Origin of the sequence: Streptomyces sp. NPDC126510 (assembly GCF_040302345.1) — a bacterium.
GTDB lineage: Bacteria > Actinomycetota > Actinomycetes > Streptomycetales > Streptomycetaceae > Streptomyces.
Window position 1 is genome coordinate 375,863 of record NZ_JBEORR010000003.1, and the last position, 19,386, is coordinate 395,248.

At 71.6% G+C, this 19,386-nt stretch carries 17 protein-coding genes; 7 read left to right on the top strand and 10 right to left on the bottom strand.

Translation table 11 applies throughout. The annotated features are described in order from the left end of the window. Positions 1–97: 97 nt before the first annotated feature. Genes ABTX60_RS05705 through ABTX60_RS05715 form a run of 3 tightly spaced genes read right to left on the bottom strand, consistent with a single transcriptional unit; the run spans position 98 to position 3,146 of the window. On the bottom strand, positions 98–1,231 hold the full coding sequence (locus tag ABTX60_RS05705) for an Mrp/NBP35 family ATP-binding protein (protein WP_352095779.1): 1,134 nt from the start codon (positions 1,229–1,231) through the stop codon (positions 98–100). A gap of 42 nt (positions 1,232–1,273) precedes the next feature. Continuing rightward, complete coding sequence (locus tag ABTX60_RS05710; RefSeq protein ID WP_352095780.1) at positions 1,274–1,873, bottom strand: DUF1003 domain-containing protein; 600 nt, start codon at positions 1,871–1,873, stop codon at positions 1,274–1,276. Next, complete coding sequence (locus ABTX60_RS05715) at positions 1,863–3,146, bottom strand: magnesium transporter MgtE N-terminal domain-containing protein (RefSeq protein WP_352095781.1); 1,284 nt, start codon at positions 3,144–3,146, stop codon at positions 1,863–1,865. The genes ABTX60_RS05710 and ABTX60_RS05715 overlap by 11 nt, the downstream gene beginning before the upstream one ends. Positions 3,147–3,371: 225 nt before the next feature. Here ABTX60_RS05715 and ABTX60_RS05720 point away from each other — a divergent pair, with 225 nt between their 5' ends. Then, entirely contained in the window at positions 3,372–4,127 is a 756-nt protein-coding gene (locus ABTX60_RS05720; RefSeq protein ID WP_352095782.1) for a hypothetical protein, read from the top strand. A 4-nt stretch (positions 4,128–4,131) separates the two neighbouring features. Here ABTX60_RS05720 and ABTX60_RS05725 read toward each other — a convergent pair whose 3' ends face one another. Both ABTX60_RS05725 and ABTX60_RS05730 read right to left on the bottom strand, forming a co-directional pair. After that, on the bottom strand, positions 4,132–4,644 hold the full coding sequence (locus ABTX60_RS05725) for a hypothetical protein (protein ID WP_352095783.1): 513 nt from the start codon (positions 4,642–4,644) through the stop codon (positions 4,132–4,134). Between the two features lie 22 nt (positions 4,645–4,666). Then, positions 4,667–5,782 (bottom strand): magnesium and cobalt transport protein CorA, encoded by a 1,116-nt coding sequence (locus ABTX60_RS05730; protein ID WP_352095784.1) that lies wholly within the window; start codon positions 5,780–5,782, stop codon positions 4,667–4,669. Between the two features lie 455 nt (positions 5,783–6,237). On the opposite strand from ABTX60_RS05730, the gene ABTX60_RS05735 reads away from it, so the two are divergent. Then, positions 6,238–6,822 (top strand): suppressor of fused domain protein, encoded by a 585-nt coding sequence (locus ABTX60_RS05735; protein WP_352095785.1) that lies wholly within the window; start codon positions 6,238–6,240, stop codon positions 6,820–6,822. 30 nt (positions 6,823–6,852) lie between these two features. On the opposite strand, the gene ABTX60_RS05740 is transcribed toward ABTX60_RS05735, so the two are convergent. Further along, positions 6,853–8,076: an MFS transporter gene (locus ABTX60_RS05740; RefSeq protein WP_352095786.1), complete on the bottom strand. Its 1,224-nt coding sequence runs from the start codon at positions 8,074–8,076 to the stop codon at positions 6,853–6,855. 160 nt (positions 8,077–8,236) lie between these two features. Here ABTX60_RS05740 and ABTX60_RS05745 point away from each other — a divergent pair, with 160 nt between their 5' ends. The 3 genes from ABTX60_RS05745 to ABTX60_RS05755 all read left to right on the top strand — a co-directional run bounded on the left by ABTX60_RS05745 (position 8,237) and on the right by ABTX60_RS05755 (position 10,709). Then, positions 8,237–8,878: a DUF6758 family protein gene (locus ABTX60_RS05745; protein ID WP_344458643.1), complete on the top strand. Its 642-nt coding sequence runs from the start codon at positions 8,237–8,239 to the stop codon at positions 8,876–8,878. 218 nt (positions 8,879–9,096) lie between these two features. Beyond that, positions 9,097–9,957: a PHP domain-containing protein gene (locus tag ABTX60_RS05750; protein ID WP_352095787.1), complete on the top strand. Its 861-nt coding sequence runs from the start codon at positions 9,097–9,099 to the stop codon at positions 9,955–9,957. A gap of 146 nt (positions 9,958–10,103) precedes the next feature. Beyond that, positions 10,104–10,709: a MarC family protein gene (locus ABTX60_RS05755; protein WP_352095788.1), complete on the top strand. Its 606-nt coding sequence runs from the start codon at positions 10,104–10,106 to the stop codon at positions 10,707–10,709. Positions 10,710–10,724: 15 nt separating this feature from the next. Here the strand turns inward: ABTX60_RS05755 and ABTX60_RS05760 are convergent, their stop codons facing one another. Together ABTX60_RS05760 and ABTX60_RS05765 are read right to left on the bottom strand one after the other, a co-directional pair. After that, the gene (locus ABTX60_RS05760) at positions 10,725–12,830 is read right to left on the bottom strand and encodes a trypsin-like serine peptidase (RefSeq protein ID WP_352095789.1); all 2,106 of its coding nucleotides are present in this window, start codon (positions 12,828–12,830) and stop codon (positions 10,725–10,727) included. Between the two features lie 133 nt (positions 12,831–12,963). After that, positions 12,964–13,116 carry a DUF8834 family protein gene (locus ABTX60_RS05765; RefSeq protein WP_003992775.1) on the bottom strand — a complete coding sequence of 51 codons (153 nt, stop codon included), beginning with the start codon at positions 13,114–13,116 and terminating at the stop codon, positions 12,964–12,966. Between the two features lie 199 nt (positions 13,117–13,315). On the opposite strand from ABTX60_RS05765, the gene ABTX60_RS05770 reads away from it, so the two are divergent. Next, complete coding sequence (locus ABTX60_RS05770) at positions 13,316–14,209, top strand: NYN domain-containing protein (protein WP_352095819.1); 894 nt, start codon at positions 13,316–13,318, stop codon at positions 14,207–14,209. Here the strand turns inward: ABTX60_RS05770 and ABTX60_RS05775 are convergent. Together ABTX60_RS05775 and ABTX60_RS05780 are read right to left on the bottom strand one after the other, a co-directional pair. Continuing rightward, a complete protein-coding gene (locus ABTX60_RS05775) occupies positions 14,206–15,105 on the bottom strand; it encodes an alpha/beta fold hydrolase (RefSeq protein WP_352095790.1) in 900 nt (299 codons plus the stop codon). The two genes, ABTX60_RS05770 and ABTX60_RS05775, sit on opposite strands and share 4 nt — an antisense overlap. A gap of 262 nt (positions 15,106–15,367) precedes the next feature. After that, positions 15,368–18,070 carry a DEAD/DEAH box helicase gene (locus ABTX60_RS05780; protein ID WP_352095791.1) on the bottom strand — a complete coding sequence of 901 codons (2,703 nt, stop codon included), beginning with the start codon at positions 18,068–18,070 and terminating at the stop codon, positions 15,368–15,370. 476 nt (positions 18,071–18,546) lie between these two features. Here ABTX60_RS05780 and ABTX60_RS05785 point away from each other — a divergent pair, with 476 nt between their 5' ends. Next, positions 18,547–19,296 (top strand): ferritin-like fold-containing protein, encoded by a 750-nt coding sequence (locus tag ABTX60_RS05785; protein ID WP_352095792.1) that lies wholly within the window; start codon positions 18,547–18,549, stop codon positions 19,294–19,296. Positions 19,297–19,386 lie beyond the last annotated feature (90 nt).

Sequence of the window (19,386 nt, forward strand, 5' to 3'; positions counted from 1 at the left end):
GCGGGTCTTCCGTGGTTGCTCGCGCCCGCGCGGCGAAGCCGCACATCGACACAGCCCCGCGCCCCCAAGAGGGGCGTTTGCCACCACCGGCGTCAGATCAGAACTTGTTCCGCGGAGTGATGCCCAGGGACAGGCCCGACAGGCCGCGCTGCCTGCCGCCCAGCTTGCCCGCGATCGCCCGGAGGGCCGAGCCCGCCGGGGAGTCGGGGTCGGTCAGGACGACCGGCTTGCCGTCATCGCCGCCCTCGCGCAGGCGCACGTCGATGGGGATGCTGCCGAGAACCGGGACGTTCGCGCCGGTCGTGCGGGTCAGGCCGTCGGCGACCGTCTGGCCGCCGCCCGTGCCGAAGACGTCGACCATCTCGTCGCAGTGCGGGCAGGGCAGGCCGGACATGTTCTCGACCACGCCGACGATCTTCTGGTGGGTCTGCACGGCGATGGAACCCGCGCGCTCGGCGACCTCGGCCGCCGCCTGCTGCGGGGTCGTCACGACCAGGATCTCGGCGTTCGGGACCAGCTGCGCGACGGAGATCGCGATGTCGCCGGTGCCGGGCGGCAGGTCCAGGAGCAGGACGTCCAGGTCGCCCCAGTACACGTCCGCCAGGAACTGCTGGAGGGCGCGGTGGAGCATCGGGCCGCGCCAGACGACCGGGGCGTTGCCCGGGGTGAACATGCCGATGGAGATGACCTTCACGCCGTTCGCCGACGGCGGCATGATCATGTTCTCGACCTGGGTGGGACGGCCGTCGGCGCCCAGCATGCGCGGCACGGAGTGGCCGTAGATGTCGGCGTCGACGACACCGACCTTGAGGCCGTCGGCCGCCATCGCCGCGGCCAGGTTGACCGTCACCGAGGACTTGCCGACGCCGCCCTTGCCGGAGGCGACCGCGTAGACGCGGGTCAGGCTGCCCGGCTTGGCGAAGGGGACCTCGCGCTCGGTCTGGCCGCCGCGCAGGGCGGACGCCAGCTCCTTGCGCTGCTCGTCGCTCATCACGTCGAGCGTGACGTCGACGCGGGTCACGCCCTCGACCGCGGAGACCGCGTCGGTCACGCGCTGCGTGATCGTCTCGCGCATCGGGCAGCCCGAGACCGTGAGGTACACGGTGACCGCGACCGCCCCGTCCGCGCCGATCTCCACCGACTTGACCATCCCGAGTTCGGTGATGGGCTTGTGGATCTCGGGGTCGTTCACCGTCGCCAGTGCCTCGCGCACCGCGTCTTCCGTAGCCATAGGACGATGGTACGGCGCCGTACCGGTGCGTAGGAAAGCGTCTCAGCGGTCGTCTGCGTCACGTCCGCGTGACCGTTCCGCCGGGAATACGACGGGGTCGTGACGGTGGCCGTTCTGCCGTTCCTCCATCTCCTTGACCATGTCCTGCAGCTCCGAGCGGATCCAGTCGCGGGTGGCGACCTCGCCCAGGCCGATGCGCAGGGCGGCGATCTCGCGCGTCAGGTACTCGGTGTCGGCGATCGACCGCTCGTTCTGCTTGCGGTCCTGCTCCAGGTTGACCCGGTCCCGGTCGTCCTGCCGATTCTGCGCGAGCAGGATCAGCGGGGCGGCGTAGGAGGCCTGGAGGGACAGCATCAGCGTCAGGAAGATGAACGGGTACTCGTCGAACCGCAGGTGGCCCGGGGCGAGGCTGTTCCAGACCACCCACAGGATGATGACGACCGTCATCCAGACGATGAACCGCCCGGTGCCCAGGAAGCGCGCGATGCGCTCCGACAGCCGCCCGAAGGCCTCCGGGTCGTACTCGGGCAAGAACCGGCGCCGGGGCGGCAGCGGCTGGTCGAGGCGGGTCGTGCGGGGCCGGGAGGCGGCCGTGGCGCCCGCCGGTGTGCGTTCGCGCGGGCTCTCGCGCTCAGGAACCATCGGTCGCCACCTCCTCGTCCAGGTGGAACTCCGTCTCCCGCCAGTCCTCCGGGAGCATGTGGTCGAGCACGTCGTCCACGGTCACCGCGCCCAGCAGCGAGCCTGCCTCGTCGACGACGGGCGCCGCGACCATGTCGTACGTGGCGAAGAAACCGGCGATCGCGGGCAGCTCCGCCTCCGGGTCGAGCGGCTGGAGGTCGGTGTCCAGGATCGAGCTGACCAGGGACGGTGGTGGTTCGCGCAGCAGGCGCTGGAAGTGGACCGTCCCCAGATATTTGCCGGTCGGGGTCTCGTCGGGGGGCCGGCAGACGTAGACCTGGGCGGCCAGGGCGGGGGAGAGGTCGGCGTTGCGGACGCGGGCCAGGGCGTCGGCGACGGTGGCGTCCGGGCGCAGCACGATCGGCTCGGTGGTCATCAGACCGCCCGCCGTGCGGTCCTCGTACGACATCAGGCGCCGCATGTCGGCCGCGTCGCCGGGCTGCATCAGGCTCAGCAGCCGCTCCTGCTCGTCCGTCGGCAGCTCGCCCAGCAGGTCGGCCGCGTCGTCCGGGTCCATGGCCTCCAGGACGTCGGCGGCGCGCTCCTCCTTCAGCTTGCCGAGGATCTCGATCTGGTCGTCCTCCGGAAGCTCCTCCAGGACATCGGCGAGCCGGTCGTCGTCGAGGGCGGCGGCGACCTCGGCCCGGCGCTTGGCGGAGAGGTGGTGCAGGACATTGGCCAGGTCGGCCGGGCGCAGCTGCTCGAAGGTGGCGAGCAGGTTCTCGGCGCCCTGCCCCTGCTCCTCCAGGGAGAAGCCGGTGACGGCGGTCCACTCGACGGTCAGCGCTTCGCCCTTGGCCCGCCGGAAGGCACCGCCCTTCCTGCCCTTGCGGACGAAGACCCGGTCGATCTCCCACTCCCGGCGGGCCGGCAGCTGATGCACCGACAGGTCCAGGACGGTGACGTCCTCGCCGGTCTCGGTGAGCGTCACGCGCCGGTCCAGCAGCTCCCCGAAGACCAGCCGCTCGGTGGGCCGCTGCTCGAAACGCCGGACGTTGAGCACGCCGGTGGTGATGATCTGGCCGGACTGGATGGCGGTGACCCGGGTCATCGGCAGGAAGATACGGCGGCGGGTGGCGAGTTCGACGACGAGGCCGAGCAGCCTCGGCGGTCGCTGCCCCACCCGCAGCATGACGACCAGATCGCGCACCCGCCCCACCTGGTCGCCGGCCGGGTCGAAGACGGCGACACCTTGGAGGTGCGATACGAAGATCCGGGGGGCGCCCGCTGCCATGGCCGCGGCTCCTTTTCGTGCGGGGTGGTTCGTGGTGGCTGTCTGTGTGCCGGTTTCTGTGCCTGTGTCTTCCGAATTGCCCGCTCGGGTGGGCTTCAGGCTAGCCCGTCCTGATCGGTGACGCGTCGGCGGCCGGTCCGGACGGACTGGCTCCGATCCGCCCGCACGACCCCGGTACCCTGCGGTACGCCGTTCAGGTCTCCCGTCAGAGAGGCAGCCCCACCTGTGACTCCGATTCGCCAGAGCCGCGGCCGTCGTGCCGCACTCGCGAGCGCGACGTGCGCCCTGCTCGTGACGGGAACAGTGCTCACCGGCTGTGCGGAGGATCCGAACGAGGGCACCAACGGGGTCGGCAGACTCCCCGCCGCCAAGATCCAGGGCAAGACCCGGTCGGCCGCCGAGACCGCCGGGGCGGTCCGGGTGCACGGCAACGTCGTCAGCGGCGGGCGGACCTACGCGATCGACATGCGGCTCAAGGACGACGGCGGCGACGGTTCGGTCACCTCGAAGGGCGCGACCTTCAAGCTGCTGCGCATCGGCGAGCAGCTCTGGGTCAAGGCGGACGCGGAGTTCTGGACTCACGGCAGCGGCCAGGGCGGGGGCGGCAAGGCGGACGCGGCGGCGGCCTCCAAGCTCGGCGGCAAGTTCGTGAAGGTGCCGCAGGGCGATCCCGCGTACAAGAAGTTCAGCGGTTTCACGGACAAGGCTCTCCTCCTCGACGGTCTCCTGACCCTGCACGGGACGCTCGCGACGGACGGCCACGACGAGGAGGCGGGCGTCCGCACCATCCGCGTCACCGGTGACAAGGGCTCCGGCGGCACCCTGGAGGTCTCCCTCGAGGGCAAGCCCTACCCGCTGCGCCTGGAGCGGGCCGGCGGAGCGGGCACCCTCACGTTCTCCGGCTGGGGCGAGGACTTCTCCCTCAGGGAGCCGGAGCGGAACGAGACGGTGGACTACGGCAAGCAGCTGCCGTCGTCGTAGGCCGTCAGGTCCGTTTGCGCTTCTTCAGCAGCAGGCGGGGCAGCCCTGCAGGGACCGGCCGGCGGGTGATCGCCGGGGACGGCAGGGGAGGCTCGGACAGCGAGCCGTCGGGCAGGGGCGCCGTCGCCCCCGTCGGTTCCAGGCGCAGCACCCGGCACTCGCGGGCCCAGCGGTCGGTCATGGCCTCGCCGTCGGGCGCGTTCAGCCGCTTGCCCTTGAGCTCCGCGACCGCCGCGTCCCACGCCTGTGAGCCCGGGGCGAGCTCCGTGACCCGCGCCGTCCAGGTCGCCAGCCGGCCGCCCTTGTCCTTGCTGCGGACCGTCACCTTCGCCTCGGCGCCGTCGGCCAGCCCCGGCAGCGGCTGCTCGCCCGGTCCGTCGCCGACCAGGCACGCGGCACCCTCGTGCCATACGTGCCACAACGCACGCGCCGGGCCGTCCGGGCCCTGGACCCAGACGAGGCCGGACTTCTTCGTGGCCTCCTCGACGAGGGCCTTGTCGAGCAGCTCGCTTGTCATGGGCCCAGCCTAACCAGGCCGCTCACAGCCATCCGTTCCGCTTCAGCGTCCGGTGGATGCCGAGGCAGACGACCACGGTGAAGCCCAGGATCACCGGGTAGCCGTAGCGCCAGTGCAGCTCCGGCATGTGGTCGAAGTTCATGCCGTACACACCGCAGACCATGGTCGGCACGGCGATGATCGCGGCCCACGAGGTGATCTTCCGCATGTCCTCGTTCTGGGCGACGGACGCCTGCGCCAGGTTGGCCTGGAGGATGGAGTTGAGCAGCTCGTCGAAGCCGAGGACCTGCTCCTGGACGCGGGCCAGGTGGTCGGCCACGTCCCGGAAGTACTTCTGGATGTCGGGGTCGATCAGCCGCATGGGCCGCTCGCTCAGCAGCTGCATGGGCCGCAGCAGGGGCGACACGGCCCGCTTGAACTCCAGTACCTCGCGCTTGAGTTGGTAGATCCGGCCGGCGTCCGAGCCGCGCGGTGAGCCCTTGCGGCCCGGGGAGAACACCTCGGTCTCCACCTCGTCGATGTCGTCCTGCACCGCGTCGGCCACGGCGATGTACCCGTCGACGACGTGGTCCGCGATGGCGTGCAGCACGGCCGAGGGACCCTTGGCGAGCAGTTCGGGGTCGTCCTGGAGGCGGTGCCGCAGGGCCCGCAGGGAGCCCTGCCCGCCGTGCCGGACGGTGATGAAGAAGTCCCGCCCGGTGAAGCACATGACCTCGCCGGACTCGACGACCTCGCTGTTGGCGTCGAGCTGGTCGTGCTCGACGTAGTGGATGGTCTTGAACACCGTGAACAGGGAGTCGTCGTAGCGCTCCAGCTTGGGCCGCTGGTGGGCCTGGACGGCGTCCTCCACGGCCAGCGGGTGCAGCCCGAACTCACCGGCGATGCCGGAGAATTCGGCCTCGGTCGGCTCGTGCAGGCCGATCCACACGAAACCCCCGTCGCGGCGCGCCAGGCGCACCGCCTCGTGCGGGGTCAGGGCGGTCTCGGTCTCGACGCGACGGCCGTCCCGGTAGACGGCGCAGTCGACGACGGCCGTGGCCGCGGCGGGGCTGCGGGTGGCGTCGTAGGTCCCGCTCTCCTTGCGCAGCGACACACGGGACGGACGGACAACGGCGCGCAGGTCGCGGATCATCGACATGGCGGGCTCCTTCGCGGGCGGGCGACGAACGGCGCCGGCGACGGGTGGAACTACCCGGAATGAGGACGTTGTGACTACGGATGTTTGGCACGTCCACAAAGCGGGGAGCACCGCATCGTCGCGGTGGCCGGTTTCGTCACTGATTCAGCTACTGAGGCAGATCAGGCAAAGCGAAACGAAGCGCTCTTCCGCGGTGAAGCGAGTGCGAGAGGTGGCAGCCGGAGACAGAAGCAGCTACATCGGCGGCGCGAAGAGCGTGGTGCTACTGCACGGTCGACTTCGATCCATTGCAGCCCCACCTCCTCCGGCCGGTCCCTCGTAAGGGAGTTCCTTCGGCGTCGGGGCTTGATCGCGACGCTTCTGCGTGCTACCCCGAACCACCGGGCCAGAGTAGCAGCCGACACAACTGTCAAGGTGCTGCTTTGCCCGCTACTGACGAGTTCTATGCTCGCCGCATGGCAGATGTTCTCCCGCTGGTCGAAGCCCGGTTGCGCAGCGCGCTGGGTGAACCGGACGCGCGCGCGGCGGTCACCTTCCTGGGCACGGACCGCATCGAGGTGCTCCGCTTCCAGGAGGGCGGCATCGTCCGCTACGCCTCGCTCGGCATGGCCGCGCACCCCATGACGGACCCCACGGCGGTGGTCGCCGACCCGGTCAAGGGGCCGCGCGCCGAGCTGGTCCTCTCGGTCCGTGCCGGGATCGCCGACATCGACAAGGTGCTCCGGCCGCTCGCCGTGCTCGCCGCGTCTCCGCAGGTGGAGGGCCTGGTCGTGGCTCCCGGAGCGTCCCTCGACGTCGGTGAGCCGCTGTGGCCGGGCGCTCCCTTCACGTCGGTCCTGGTCGCCGAGCCGGGCGGTCTGGTCGAGGACCTGGAGCTCGACGAGCCCCTGGACCCCGTGCGGTTCCTGCCGCTGCTGCCGATGACCCCGAACGAGGCCGCCTGGAAGCGCGTGCACGGCGCGCAGGCGCTCCAGGAGCGGTGGCTGAACCAGGGGACGGACCTCCGGGATCCGTCCCGGAAGTCCGTCCCGCTGGAGTGAGGAAGCTCACCAAACCCCGCCTGCGTCAGGTCAGTTGGCGAAGACGGCGACGCTGTCCTCGGTCGCGTGCCGAGGCTCCAGGTCCGCAGCTCGGTGAATGAGGGCCTTGCGCCGTACGACGACCACGGCCGCGCCCACGACCGCGGTGACCGCCGCCACCACGAACGGGATGTGGATGTCGGTCCACTCCTCGATCTTCGGCGCGAAGTAGGGGGCCGCCGCCGCGGCGAACCAGCGCACGAAGTTGTAGCCCGCGCTCGCCACCGGCCGGGGCGCGTCCGAGACGCCGAGCGCCAGTTCGGTGTAGACGGTGTTGTTCACGCCGATGAAGGCGCCGGACAGGATCGTGCAGACGACGGCGGCCGTGTGCGAGCCGTAGCCCAGGACGAGGACATCGGCCGCGAGCAGGACCAGCGAACCGCCGAGCACCTTCAGCGAGCCGAACCGCTTCTGGAGCCGGGGTGCGACGATCACCGAGAAGACGGCGAGCAGCACGCCCCAGGCGAAGAACACCGCACCCGACCGGTACGGGCTCATGTTCAGCACGAACGGCGTGAAGGCCAGCACGGTGAAGAACGTGTAGTTGTAGAAGAACGCCGAGACCGCCGCGGAGGCGAGGCCGCCGTGTCCGAGGGCCTTGAGCGGGTCCAGCAGTGAGGTCTTGCGGGCCGGCTTGGGCTGTTCCCTCAGGAATACCGTGATGCACAGGAAGCCGACGGCCATCAGGAACGCGGTGCCGAAGAACGGGTAGCGCCAGCTGGCGTCGCCGAGCAGGGCGCCCAGCAGCGGGCCGCAGGCCATGCCGAGGCCGAGGGCCGACTCGTAGAGCAGGATGGCCGCGGCGCTGCCGCCGGCCGCCGCGCCGACGATGACCGCGAGGGCCGTCGAGACGAACAGCGCGTTGCCGAGGCCCCATCCGGCCCGGTACCCGACCAGTTCGCCGACGGATCCGGAGGTCCCGGCGAGCCCGGCGAAGACCACGACGAACGCGAGGCCGAGCAGCAGGGTCTTCTTCCCGCCGATCCGGCTGGAGACGAATCCGGTCACCAGCATGGCGACGGCGGTGATGAGGAAGTACGACGTGAAGAGCAGGGAGACCTGGCCGGCCGTGGCGTCGAGGCCCTGGGCGATGGACGGCAGGATCGGGTCGACGAGCCCGATGCCCATGAAGGCGACGACCGAGGCCCCGGCGGTCGCCCATACGGACTTGGGCTGCTTCAGGAGGCCGCCCGCTCCGGCGTCGAAGGGGTCCATTGCTTGCTCCCTTTCCCGAGACGAGATAGTTGGTATATGCACATACTAAGTTAGCCACGCTAATTAATGCAAGCTACATCTAACGCGGGTGGTGAAGGCTTCCGTCCGGATGGGTGATCGTCCTTGACGCGGCGGGGCGCGGGTAGGACCGTGGGGCCCTATGAGGGGCGAACCCAGTTGCCCGAAGTGTGGTGGCCGGGTCAGGGCTCCCGGCCTCTTCTCCGACTCGTGGCAGTGCGATGTGCACGGCACCGTCCATCCGGTGCAGCCCGTGATACCGCCCAGCGTCGACGCCCTCAACGTCGTGGTGCACCGCACCCGGGTGCCGCTGTGGATGCCCTGGCCGCTGCCGGTGGGGTGGTTGTTCACGGGGGTGGCCTGCGCGGGGGACGACCGCACGGGCGGCCGCGCGACCGCCGTGGCCTGCACCGGACCCGGGCCGCTCGGCGGAATGGGCGAGCTGATCCTGGTGGCCGAGGAGCTCGGCGTCGGGCTCGGGGCGCGCTACGCGGGCATGGACGGCCCCGACCCGGGACCGCACATGGACGTCGAGAAGCCGCCGCAGGCCAAGGTGCTGGCCGCCGGGCGCCCCACGCCGCTCTGGCACGTGGCCGGGGCGCCGGGCGACCGGGCGGTGTTCGCGGGAGAGGCGCTCGGGATGTGGCTGTGGGCCGTGGTGTGGCCCGAGCAGTCCGGGCTGCTGATGTACGACGAGCTGGTGCTGGCGGATCTCCGTGAGGCGGGGGCCGAGGTGGAGCTGGTGCCCTGTGGGGCGTTGTCGCCGCGCTTGCTTCAGCCGTAGCGCCTGCGGGGGTGGCAGTTCGGCTGCATCGGCGGCTGCGGATGCGAGTGGCCGGTCGCGCCCGCGCGGCGGAGCCGCATGGTGACACGGCCCCGCGCCCCTTCGAGGCGTCGTCGATGTAGGGGGTGCTTGCCGGGTTCAGGTGTGACATCGGGCGTTGAAAATGCGGTTATCCTTGAGCAGCCCTGTTCGTGTCGTCTGTGTCTGGAGTCCGTGTCGTGCGTATCGATCTGCACACCCACTCCACCGCTTCCGACGGCACGGACTCGCCCGCCGAGCTGGTGCGGAAAGCTGCTGTGGCCGGGCTGGACGTCGTCGCGCTCACCGATCACGACACCACGCGCGGGCATGCCGAGGCGATCGCCGCGCTGCCCGAGGGCCTCACCCTGGTGACCGGGGCCGAGCTCTCCTGCCGGATCGACGGCATCAGCATGCACATGCTGGCCTACCTCTTCGATGCCGAGGAGCCGGCGCTGCTCGCCGAGCGGGAGCTGGTCCGGGACGACCGGGTACCGCGCGCCCAGGGCATGATCGCCAGGCTTCAGGAGCTGGGCGTGCCGGTGACCTGGGAACAGGTGGCACGGATCGCCGGCGACGGGTCCGTCGGGCGCCCGCACGTGGCGAGCGCCCTCGTCGAGCTGGGTGTCGTGCCGACCGTGAACGACGCCTTCACCCAGGACTGGCTGGCCGACGGCGGACGGGTCTTCGTGGAGAAGCACGAGACCGACCCCTTCGAGGCCATCCGCCTGATCAAGGGCGCGGGCGGGGTCGCGGTGTTCGCGCACCCCGGGGCGAGCAAGCGGGGGCTCACGGTGCCGGAGGCCGCCATCGCCGAGATGGCCGCGGCCGGACTGGACGGCATCGAGGTCGACCACATGGACCACGACGCGGAGACGCGAGCGCGGCTGCGGGGTCTGGCCAAGGAGCTCGGGCTGCTCGTGACCGGGTCCTCGGACTACCACGGCAGCCGTAAGACCTGCGTGCTCGGGGAGTACACGACGGATCCCGAGGTGTACGGGGAGATCACGCGGCGGGCCTTCGGGGCGTTTCCCGTGCCGGGGGCCGGCGGGGTCGTCTGAGGTTCCCCCGCGTCAGTCCCGTTCCGCAGGCCCGTCTCTCCCGCGGGTCCGTCTCCCTTTTCTCACCCGGCGCTGCCCGCTGTGCCCCGCGTTCCGCCCTGCGTGACGTCTGACCGCAGCAGCAGCCCTCTGCGCAAGGCTCACTCATGTTCGACCTCGCCGTCTTCGGCTCCCTGTTCCTGACCCTCTTCGTCATCATGGATCCCCCGGGGATCACTCCGATCTTCCTCGCCCTCACCGCGGGCCGGCCCGGCAAGGTGCAGAAGCGGATGGCCTTCCAGGCCGTCTGCGTCGCCGCCGGCGTGATCGCCGTGTTCGGGCTGCTCGGTCACCAGATCCTCGACTACCTGCACGTGTCGGTGCCCGCGCTGATGATCGCGGGCGGCCTGCTGCTCCTCCTGATCGCGCTGGACCTGCTCACCGGCAAGACCGACGAGCCCAAGCAGACCAAGGACGTCAACGTCGCCTTGGTGCCACTGGGCATGCCGCTGCTGGCCGGACCAGGTGCGATCGTGTCGGTCATCCTCGCCGTGCAGAAGGCCCACAGCATCGCCACGCAGGTGTCCGTGTGGGCGGCCATCCTCGCCATCCACGTCGTGCTGTGGCTGGTGATGCGCTACTCGCTGGTGATCATCCGGATCATCAAGGACGGCGGCGTGGTCCTGGTGACCCGCCTGGCCGGCATGATGCTCTCCGCGATCGCCGTGCAGCAGATCATCAACGGCGTCACGCAGGTGATCCAGGGGAGCTGAGGGCCCGCTTCCGGGCTACTGGGGCAGTACGCTGCGGATCTCCCGGGCCGGGCCGGGGTGGCCGAGGTACTCCTCGATCTTGTGCGCACGCTCGCGGCCGTTGGGGACGGCCAGTTGGTCGAGCTTTCCCCACCGTTCGTCCTCCAGGGGGCAGCCGATGGCCACCGCGTCGGTGGGACACCAGACGTTCACCCAGTTGCGCACCCTGTGCGGCTGGTGCGGGCCGCGGGTGAGGAGCCGTTCGTTGACGCCGTCCAGGCCGAGCGGGCTTCCCGCGGTGACCAGCAGCACGGGGTCGAGGCCCTCGGGGATCAGGGTCAGCAGGTCCATGCCGACGACCGTGCCCAGGCTGTGCGTGACCAGCACCAGCTCGCCGCTGGTCGGCATCGTCTCCATCACGCTGTCCAGCACCGCCTGCCGCACGGCGCTGTCGCCGAGATACAGGTCGACATCCCGCAGGAACGTGGCGATGGTCCACTCGTCCAGGTCCGACCGGGCGGCCAGCCAGCTCAGCGGCCGGTGCAGTGCCCCGACCAGGCCCGCACCGAAGCCCTCGGTGGTCGCCGGACCGTTCTGCGGCATGCCGGCCCGGGCGGCCGCCTCGTAGAGCAGCCGCTCGTAGGAGCCCGTGGGTGATTCCGCGGCGAACACCTCGGCGGCAGCGGCGGCGCTCACCCGGTCGAGACCGATGGGCTCGACCGTGCTCTCCCGGCCGCTCACGAGGTCGTGCAGTCTCGTGCCGTAGAACGGGAACCACACGTCCTGCGGGTCGAGCGTGGGCATGGACGCGAGGGTGAGACCGCGGTTCAGGCCGGCCGTCCAGGACAGGCGGAGTTCGTCGGGGTACTTCTCCTGCTGGTCCCGGCCGTGCAGGAAGACCAGGTGCCGAGTGCCGCCGAAGGCGGTACCGCGGGCCCGGAGACCGACCCTGGGTCGCTCGGTCCCGGTCTCGCTCTCGGTCATGGGAACCGTCACCGGAAGGCCGGGGACCGGCGGGGTCGTGACGCCCGGTACCGCGAAAGTCCTCTCGGGCGGTGCCCCGGGGGCGGCTGCAGGGAGGGCCGACACTGTGGTCATCGCCTGGTCCAGGCCGGTGTCCGGGCCCATCTCGGCCAGCAGGGCGCGCCGCCCCGGGTCGAGGTCCAGCCCGGCCAGGTGCTTGAGGATCGAGCTGATCCGTACGCCCTCGTTGGCGACCCACTCGATGGCGTCGTCGCCGTCGCCCTGCTGCCAGGGCCGGCCGTCCTTGCGCAGGACCCGGCCCTGGTCGTCCTTCTTCGGCACGCCGCTGTGGTGCAGCGCCACGACCTCCCACTGGTCGTTGAAGACGGGGGAGCCGGAGTTCCCCGGTTCGGTGTCGGTCGTGTAGTGCACGAAGTCGTCGAGGCGGACCAGCACCGCGTTGTCGCGCAGCGCGATCTCCTTCAGCCGTCCCGAGGGGTGGCCGATGATGTTCACCTTCTCGCCGAGCACCAGCTTGCCGGTCTGCACGCTCAGCCGGTTCCAGCCGAAGATCTCGCCCGGCGTGGGGCCGTCAGCGGTGGGCGCGAGCGCCACGAGGGCGAAGTCGAGACGCCGGTCCGCGGCGAAGAAGGCCTGCGGGTCGAGCTCCATCCGGACGACGGTGTCGGGCAGGTTGTCCGCCGTGACCTGGGCGTTGAACTCCGCGAAGCAGGTCCGGGCGAAGCTCTCGTCGGGCAGGACGTGGTGGTTGGTCATCAGCAGCCGCGGCGAGACCAGGAAGCCGGTGCCGTGCGGCAGCTCGCGGCCGTCGCGCCGCCGGGTGATCCGGGCGACCGTGGCCCCGGCCCTGACCCCGCGCGGCAGGAAGCTCCAGGCCTGGAGCTCGTTGGACAGGTCGATGATCCGTTCGTTGGCGTCGGGGAGGTCCATGGCCTCGCGGTGGATGTCGGCCACCACCGCCGAGGGCGACAGGCCGCCCCGGTCGAGGATCCGGTCGGCGCGGACGGCCAGCGCGTCGGGGGAGTCCGGGAAGCGCACACCGGCCGCCAGCCGGCCCTCGACCCGTTCCCGCTCCGCCGTGGAGTCCTCGTAGCGCCGCGCCGCCTCGGCGGAGGCCTGCTGGTGCAGGTCCTTGTGCGGCCGGTCCGTCACCGACATGTCCCACCGTCCTGTTCTGGTTCGCACGGGCCCCCTCAGCCAGTACGCCCCCGACCAGGGAGGCCCGCAACAGCGGAGCCCCCGCACGGCCGATGCCGGGCGGGGGCTCCGCAGTGCGGGAGAGCCGCGCGCGTTATGAGGCCGTGGTCTCGGCCGGGCGGATCCACAGGCGCTGTCCGATGGCGGCGGCCTGCTGAACGATGCGGTTGACGGAGGCGGCGTCCACAACGGTCGAGTCCACAGGCGTGCCGTCGACGTCGTCGAGTCGCATGATTTCGAAGCGCAAGGGCTTCTCCCTTCGTCTGGTCATCCTCCTGAGGAGAACTACTCGGTGTTCCGTATGAGTCAACGGGGACGGGTGGGTGAAACATTCCCTACGCTAAGGAAATTTTTCGAACGGCTAATTACTGAGTTGTAAGAGTGTCGTTACGGGACCGACCGGGACCAGTTGTGTTCGCAGCGTGACCACCGGGACAATGGAGGCGATGAACGACGACCTCGCGGCCCTCAGCGCCCGCATCGACCGCACCAACGAGCTGCTCCAGCGCATGCTCGCCGAGGTGGCGAAGACGCCCTCGACCCACGCGATCTTCGTCGATGCCGGGTATCTGTACGCTGCCGCCGGCCGCCTCGTCGCCGGCACGGAGGACCGCCGCGCCTTCGACGTGGACGCCGAGGGCCTGATCGACGCGCTCATCGACAGGGCCCGCACGATCTTCGCGGACAGCCGGCTGCTGCGGGTCTACTGGTACGACGGCGCCCGGCGCCGCATCCACACGGCCGAACAGCAGACCATCGCGGAACTGCCGGACGTCAAGGTGCGGCTCGGCAACCTCAACGCCAACAACCAGCAGAAGGGCGTCGACTCACTCATCCGCTCCGACCTGGAGTCCCTCGCCCGGCACCGCGCCATCAGCGACGCGGCTCTGCTCGGCGGCGACGAGGACCTGGTCTCGGCGGTCGAGGCGGCCCAGGGGTACGGCGCCCGGGTCCACCTCTGGGGCATCGAGGCACCGGAGGGCCGCAACCAGGCGGAGCCGCTGCTGTGGGAGGTCGACAGTCAGCGCACCCTCGACCTCGACTTCTTCAAGCCCTACGTCTCCCGCCGCACGGCCCCCGCCCAGGAGACGGCGGGGGAGCGGCCCACCCGCGAGAACGTACGGTTCGTGGGCGCGCAGATCGCGGCGAAGTGGCTGGCGGCACGGGGCCGGGACACGCTGCTCGAGCTGCTGCCCGGGCACCCCTACCTGCCGGGCTCGGTCGACCAGGACCTGCTCGTGGAGGCGGAGGGCCTCCTGCAGTACTCGCTGCGCGGCCAGGCGGACCTGCGACGGGCGCTGCGGGACGGCTTCTGGGAGCACCTGCGGGCGCAGTACTAGGCCGTCCCGGGAGCTGCCGGGAACCGGCCCCGTCCGAGGCCGTCCCAGAAGTCCGCGAGGGCGTGGGCCGTCGGCAGTGGCTGGTCGGCGTTGGGGGAGTGCTCGGCTCCCGTGACGACCGTGCGGCGCGCGTCCAGCCGCACAGCCATGTCGTCGAGGATCGCCACCGGCCAGGTGTCGTCGTGCGCGCCCGACAGCACGTGGAACGGCAGCGGGACCGCGGCGAGTTCGGCCACGCGGTCCGGCTCGGTGCACAACTGACGACCCGTCGCGAGCAGTTGCGCAGGGCTGTGGCCCAGCCAGCGGCGGCGCAACTGGTCCTGGTCCCCGAGGCCCCGGGCAGGCCCGCCGACCTCCTCCGGCGGCCCCATGGCCTGGATGGCCTCCCACACCTCCGCCATCGACATGACGGCGAGCGCGTCCCGCAACAGCTTCACGCGCTGCTGCTGGGAGACGGAGATCTCCGCCGGGCCGGACGAGACCAGGGTGAACGAGACGAAGGGGGAGTGGTCGAGCAGCACGGCCGCACGGGCGATCTGCCCGCCGAGCGAGTGCCCCACGAGGTGCACGCGTCCGCCCAGCGCCTCGGCCTGCGCCAGCACGTCCCGCGCCAGTTCCCGCTGGGCGTAGGCCGACTCGTCGTCCAGGGGCCCGTCCGACTCGTGCTGCCCCCGTCCGTCCACGGCGACGACCCGGTACCCCCGCTCCGCGAGCGGCTCGTGGAGCAGCCTGAAGTCCTCCTTGCTGCCGGTGAACCCGGGCAGCATCAGAACGACCCCCCTGACCTCCGCACCCGGCTTCGGCGACGAGTCGACGACGGCGAACTCGCCGCGTGAGGTGCGCAGGGGGTAGGCGCGCGCGCCCGGGGGCGGGGGGAAGGCGGGGTGGCTGGTCACGGGGCGAGGGTAGCGGGTGCGGCCGACCGCGCGGCCCGGGGGAAACACATCTTTGCGAGCTCCGTGGCGGCGGTGGCTTCGGGGCGGTTCGGCCTGGTCGCCCGGCTGGACGCCGAGGGCAGGGCTCGCTGTTGGGAGGGGGACTTGCCGCCCGGCTGAAAGCGGAAGGCCCGGCTCCCTGTTGAGGGGCGTGCCAACCCGGTTGAACGCCGACGGCCCGGCTCCCCTGGTCGGAGAGCCGGGCCGTCGTTGGAGGAGCGTGTCAGCCCTCCGTGGGCTCCGCTGCGGCCGTGGCCTTGCGGGTGCGGCGCGCCCTCGGCTTCGGCTCCGTCGCGTCCTCGGCGGCGGCAGCCGTGGCGGCCGCCGCCGTCTTGCGCGTGCGGCGCGGCTTGGCCTCGACGGCCTCCGGCTCCTGGTCCGCCTGGGCGGGGATGCCGGTGGGCTCGGCGGCCTTACGGGTCCGGCGGCGCGGCTTGGCCTCCGTGCCCTCGGCCGTGTCGACCGCGGCCTCGGCCGTCGCCGTCTTGCGCGTACGGCGCGGCTTGGCCTCGACGGCCTCCGTGGCCGGGACCGCGGCAGCCGTCTTGCGCGTACGGCGCGGCTTGACCTCGGCGACCTCCGCCTCCGGAACGGCAGCGGTGGTCTTCCGCGTGCGGCGCGGCTTGACGTCGGCGGCCTCCGGCTCCTGAACCGTCTGAGCCGGGATCTCGGCGACTGCCGGGGCCGGCTCGGCGGTCTTACGGGTCCGGCGGCGCGGCTTGGTCTCCGCGCCCTCGGCCGTGTCGACGGCAGTCTCCGCCGGAGCGGTGGCCTTGCGGGTGCGGCGCGGCTTGGTCTCCGCGACCTCGGAAGCCTCGGCCGTGGCCGCGGTCTCGGCGGTCTTCCGGGTGCGGCGACGCGGCTTGGCCTCGCCGGCTTCCGCCGTGTCGACGGCGGCTTCGGCCGCGGCCGTCGCCTTGCGCGTACGCCTGGGCTTGGCCTCGGCCGCCTCGACGGCGTCCTCCGCGCCCGGCGCCGCCGCGGCCGTCTTGCGGGTGCGGCGCGGCTTGGTCTCGGTCGGCTCCGGAGCGGACTCGGTGGTCCCCTCGGCCGTGTCGACGCTCGCCTCGGCCTTCGCCGCCGTCTTGCGGGTGCGGCGCGGCTTCGCCTCGGTCGGCTCCGAAGCGGACTCGGTGGTTCCGGCGACCGTGTCGAGCGCCGACTCGGCCGCGGACGCCGCCGTGGCCTTGCGGGTGCGGCGGCGCGGCTTGGCGGCGGCCTCTGGCTGTGCGGCATCCGCGGCGGCCGGAGCCTCGGCGACGACCGCCGGCTCCGCGGCCGACGGCGTCACCGCGGCCTCGGTCTCCACCACCGGCGTCTCCGAACGGCGCGTACGGCGCCGGCGCGGCTGCGCGGCCGTCTCAGGGGCCTCCGTGGCCGTTCCCTCCGCCGTCGCGACGGCGCTCTCCGCCTGCTCGGACGGGGCGGACTCGACGGCCGCGACCGGAGCCGGCTGGGACTGGGCCCCGCCGCGGGTGCGGCGACGGCGGCGCGGGGTGCGCGGAGCCGTCACCGCGTCCGTCTCGGCGGCGCCGTCGGTGGCCGTGTTCCCCGGAGCGGTGGTACCCGGCGCGGTGGTGCCGACGGACTCGGGGGCCCCGTCCATCGAGGCCCCGCCGCGGGTACGACGGCGGCGACGCGGCGTACGCGAGGACCGCTCGCGGTCGGCCGAACGGGACTCGTCCCGGTCGTCCCGGCCACCTCGGCCGCCGCGACCGCGCGGCCCGCGGCCACCGGTCTCGCCCAGATCCTCCAGCTCCTCCGCGCCGAGCCCGGCACGGGTGCGCTCGGCGCGCGGCAGGACACCCTTCGTGCCCGCGGGAATGCTGAGCTCCTCGAAGAGGTGCGGGGACGTGGAGTACGTCTCCGGCGGGTCGCTGAACCCGAGGTCCAACGCCTTGTTGATCAGCTGCCAGCGCGGGATGTCGTCCCAGTCGACGAGCGTGATCGCGATGCCCTTGGCACCTGCGCGGCCCGTACGGCCGATGCGGTGCAGGTACGTCTTCTCGTCTTCCGGCGACTGGTAGTTGATGACGTGGGTGACACCCTCGACGTCGATGCCGCGGGCGGCGACGTCGGTGCAGACGAGGACGTCCACCTTGCCGTTGCGGAAGGCGCGCAGCGCCTGCTCACGGGCGCCCTGGCCGAGGTCGCCGTGGACCGCGCCGGCGGCGAAGCCGCGCTGCTGGAGCTGGTCGGACAGGTCGGCAGCCGTCCGCTTCGTACGGCAGAAGACCATGACCAGCCCTCGGCCGTCGGCCTGCAGTATGCGGGCGACCATCTCGGGCTTGTCCATGTTGTGCGCGCGGTAGACGTGCTGCTTGGTGTTCGCGACCGTCTTGCCCGCGTCGTCCGGCGACGTGGCGCTGATGTGCGTGGGCTGCGACATGTAGCGACGGGCCAGGCCGATCACCGCGCCCGGCATGGTGGCCGAGAACAGCATCGTCTGGCGCCGCACCGGCAGCATGTTGATGATCTTCTCGACGTCGGGCAGGAAGCCCAGGTCGAGCATCTCGTCGGCCTCGTCGAGGACCAGGGACTTGACGTGCTTGAGGTTCAGCTTCTTCTGACCGGCGAGGTCGAGCAGCCGGCCCGGGGTGCCGACGACCACGTCGACGCCCTTCTTCAGGGCCTCGACCTGGGGCTCGTAGGCCCGGCCGCCGTAGATGGCGAGGACGCGTACGTTGCGCACCTTGCCCGCAGTGAGCAGGTCGTTGGTGACCTGCGTGCACAGCTCGCGCGTGGGGACGACGACGAGCGCCTGCGGGGCCTCGGTGAGGGCTTCCGGCGCGGCGCGTCCGGCCTCGACGTCGGCGGGGACGGTGACGCGCTCGAGGAGCGGGAGGCCGAAGCCCAGCGTCTTGCCGGTGCCGGTCTTGGCCTGGCCGATGACGTCCGTGCCCGACAGGGCGACGGGGAGCGTCATCTCCTGGATGGGGAAGGGGGTGATGATGCCGACGGCCTCAAGGGCTTCGGCGGTCTCGGGGAGGATTCCGAGCTCTCGGAACGTAGTCAGGGTGCTGCCTCTTCTGTGTGGGCGGCGCGAGGCGAGCGCGGGGTCGTGTCAGACCGTGCCGGGGACGTCGGGCTGCCTACGGGCGGACCGTAGAGCACGGGACCGCGCCGACGCTCTAGCGCTCGTGCCGCTGAGGGTGTCCCCCTCCGGGTCTCGTACGCACTGGGGCGGACGGCCGGGGAGGGCTGTCGGGTCGGAGCCGATCGGGCCACCGACCGGGCATCCTCATACGTGCGGCCTGTCGAGGTACGTCGACGTACCAGCAGGCGCATTACCACCATACCCCGGAATCGCGCACTTGCGATGGCCGATTCGGTCACGTAGTCGTCGTCACAGTGATTGACCAGGGCCTTACGGCCCCCGTCAAGCGGGTTATTGTGCGCTTCATGACGAGCTCTGACAAGCCTGACAACGCCTCGGACACCGCCGCCGCCGAACCCACCTCCGTCGCCGCCCGGGACTGGGCGACGGCCTCCGCCGACCCGCAGTACCGCGCCGCGGTCGTGGATCTGCTCGGTGCGCTCGCCTACGGGGAGCTGGCGGCGTTCGAGCGGCTCGCGGAGGACGCCAAACTGGCGCCGACGCTGGCGGACAAGGCGGAGCTGGCGAAGATGGCGTCGGCGGAGTTCCACCATTTCGAGAGGCTGCGCGACCGGCTCGCCGAGATCGGGGAGGAGCCGACGCGGGCGATGGAGCCGTTCGTCGCCGCGTACGACGGCTTCCACAAGCAGACGGCCCCCTCGGACTGGCTGGAGGGCCTCGTCAAGGCCTATGTCGGCGACTCCATCGCCAGCGACTTCTACCGGGAGGTCGCCGCCCGGCTGGACTCCGACTCCCGTGACCTCGTGCTGGCCGTGCTCGACGACACGGGGCACGGCGGGTTCGCCGTGGAGAAGGTGAGGGCCGCGATCGACGCCGACCCGCGCGTGGGCGGGCGGCTCGCGCTGTGGGCGCGGCGGCTGATGGGCGAGGCCCTGTCGCAGTCCCAGCGGGTGGTCGCCGACCGTGACGCGCTGTCGACCATGCTGGTGGGCGGGGTCGCGGACGGCTTCGACCTCGCCGAGGTGGGCAAGATGTTCTCCCGGATCACCGAGGCCCACACCAAGCGGATGGCCGCACTGGGGCTGGCCGCCTAGGTGTATTGATCACGAGCGTTGTTAACGCCGGCCGGGCTTGATCATGGCGAAGACCTCCGGTGTGGTGGAGGTGTCTAGGACTTCACCGCA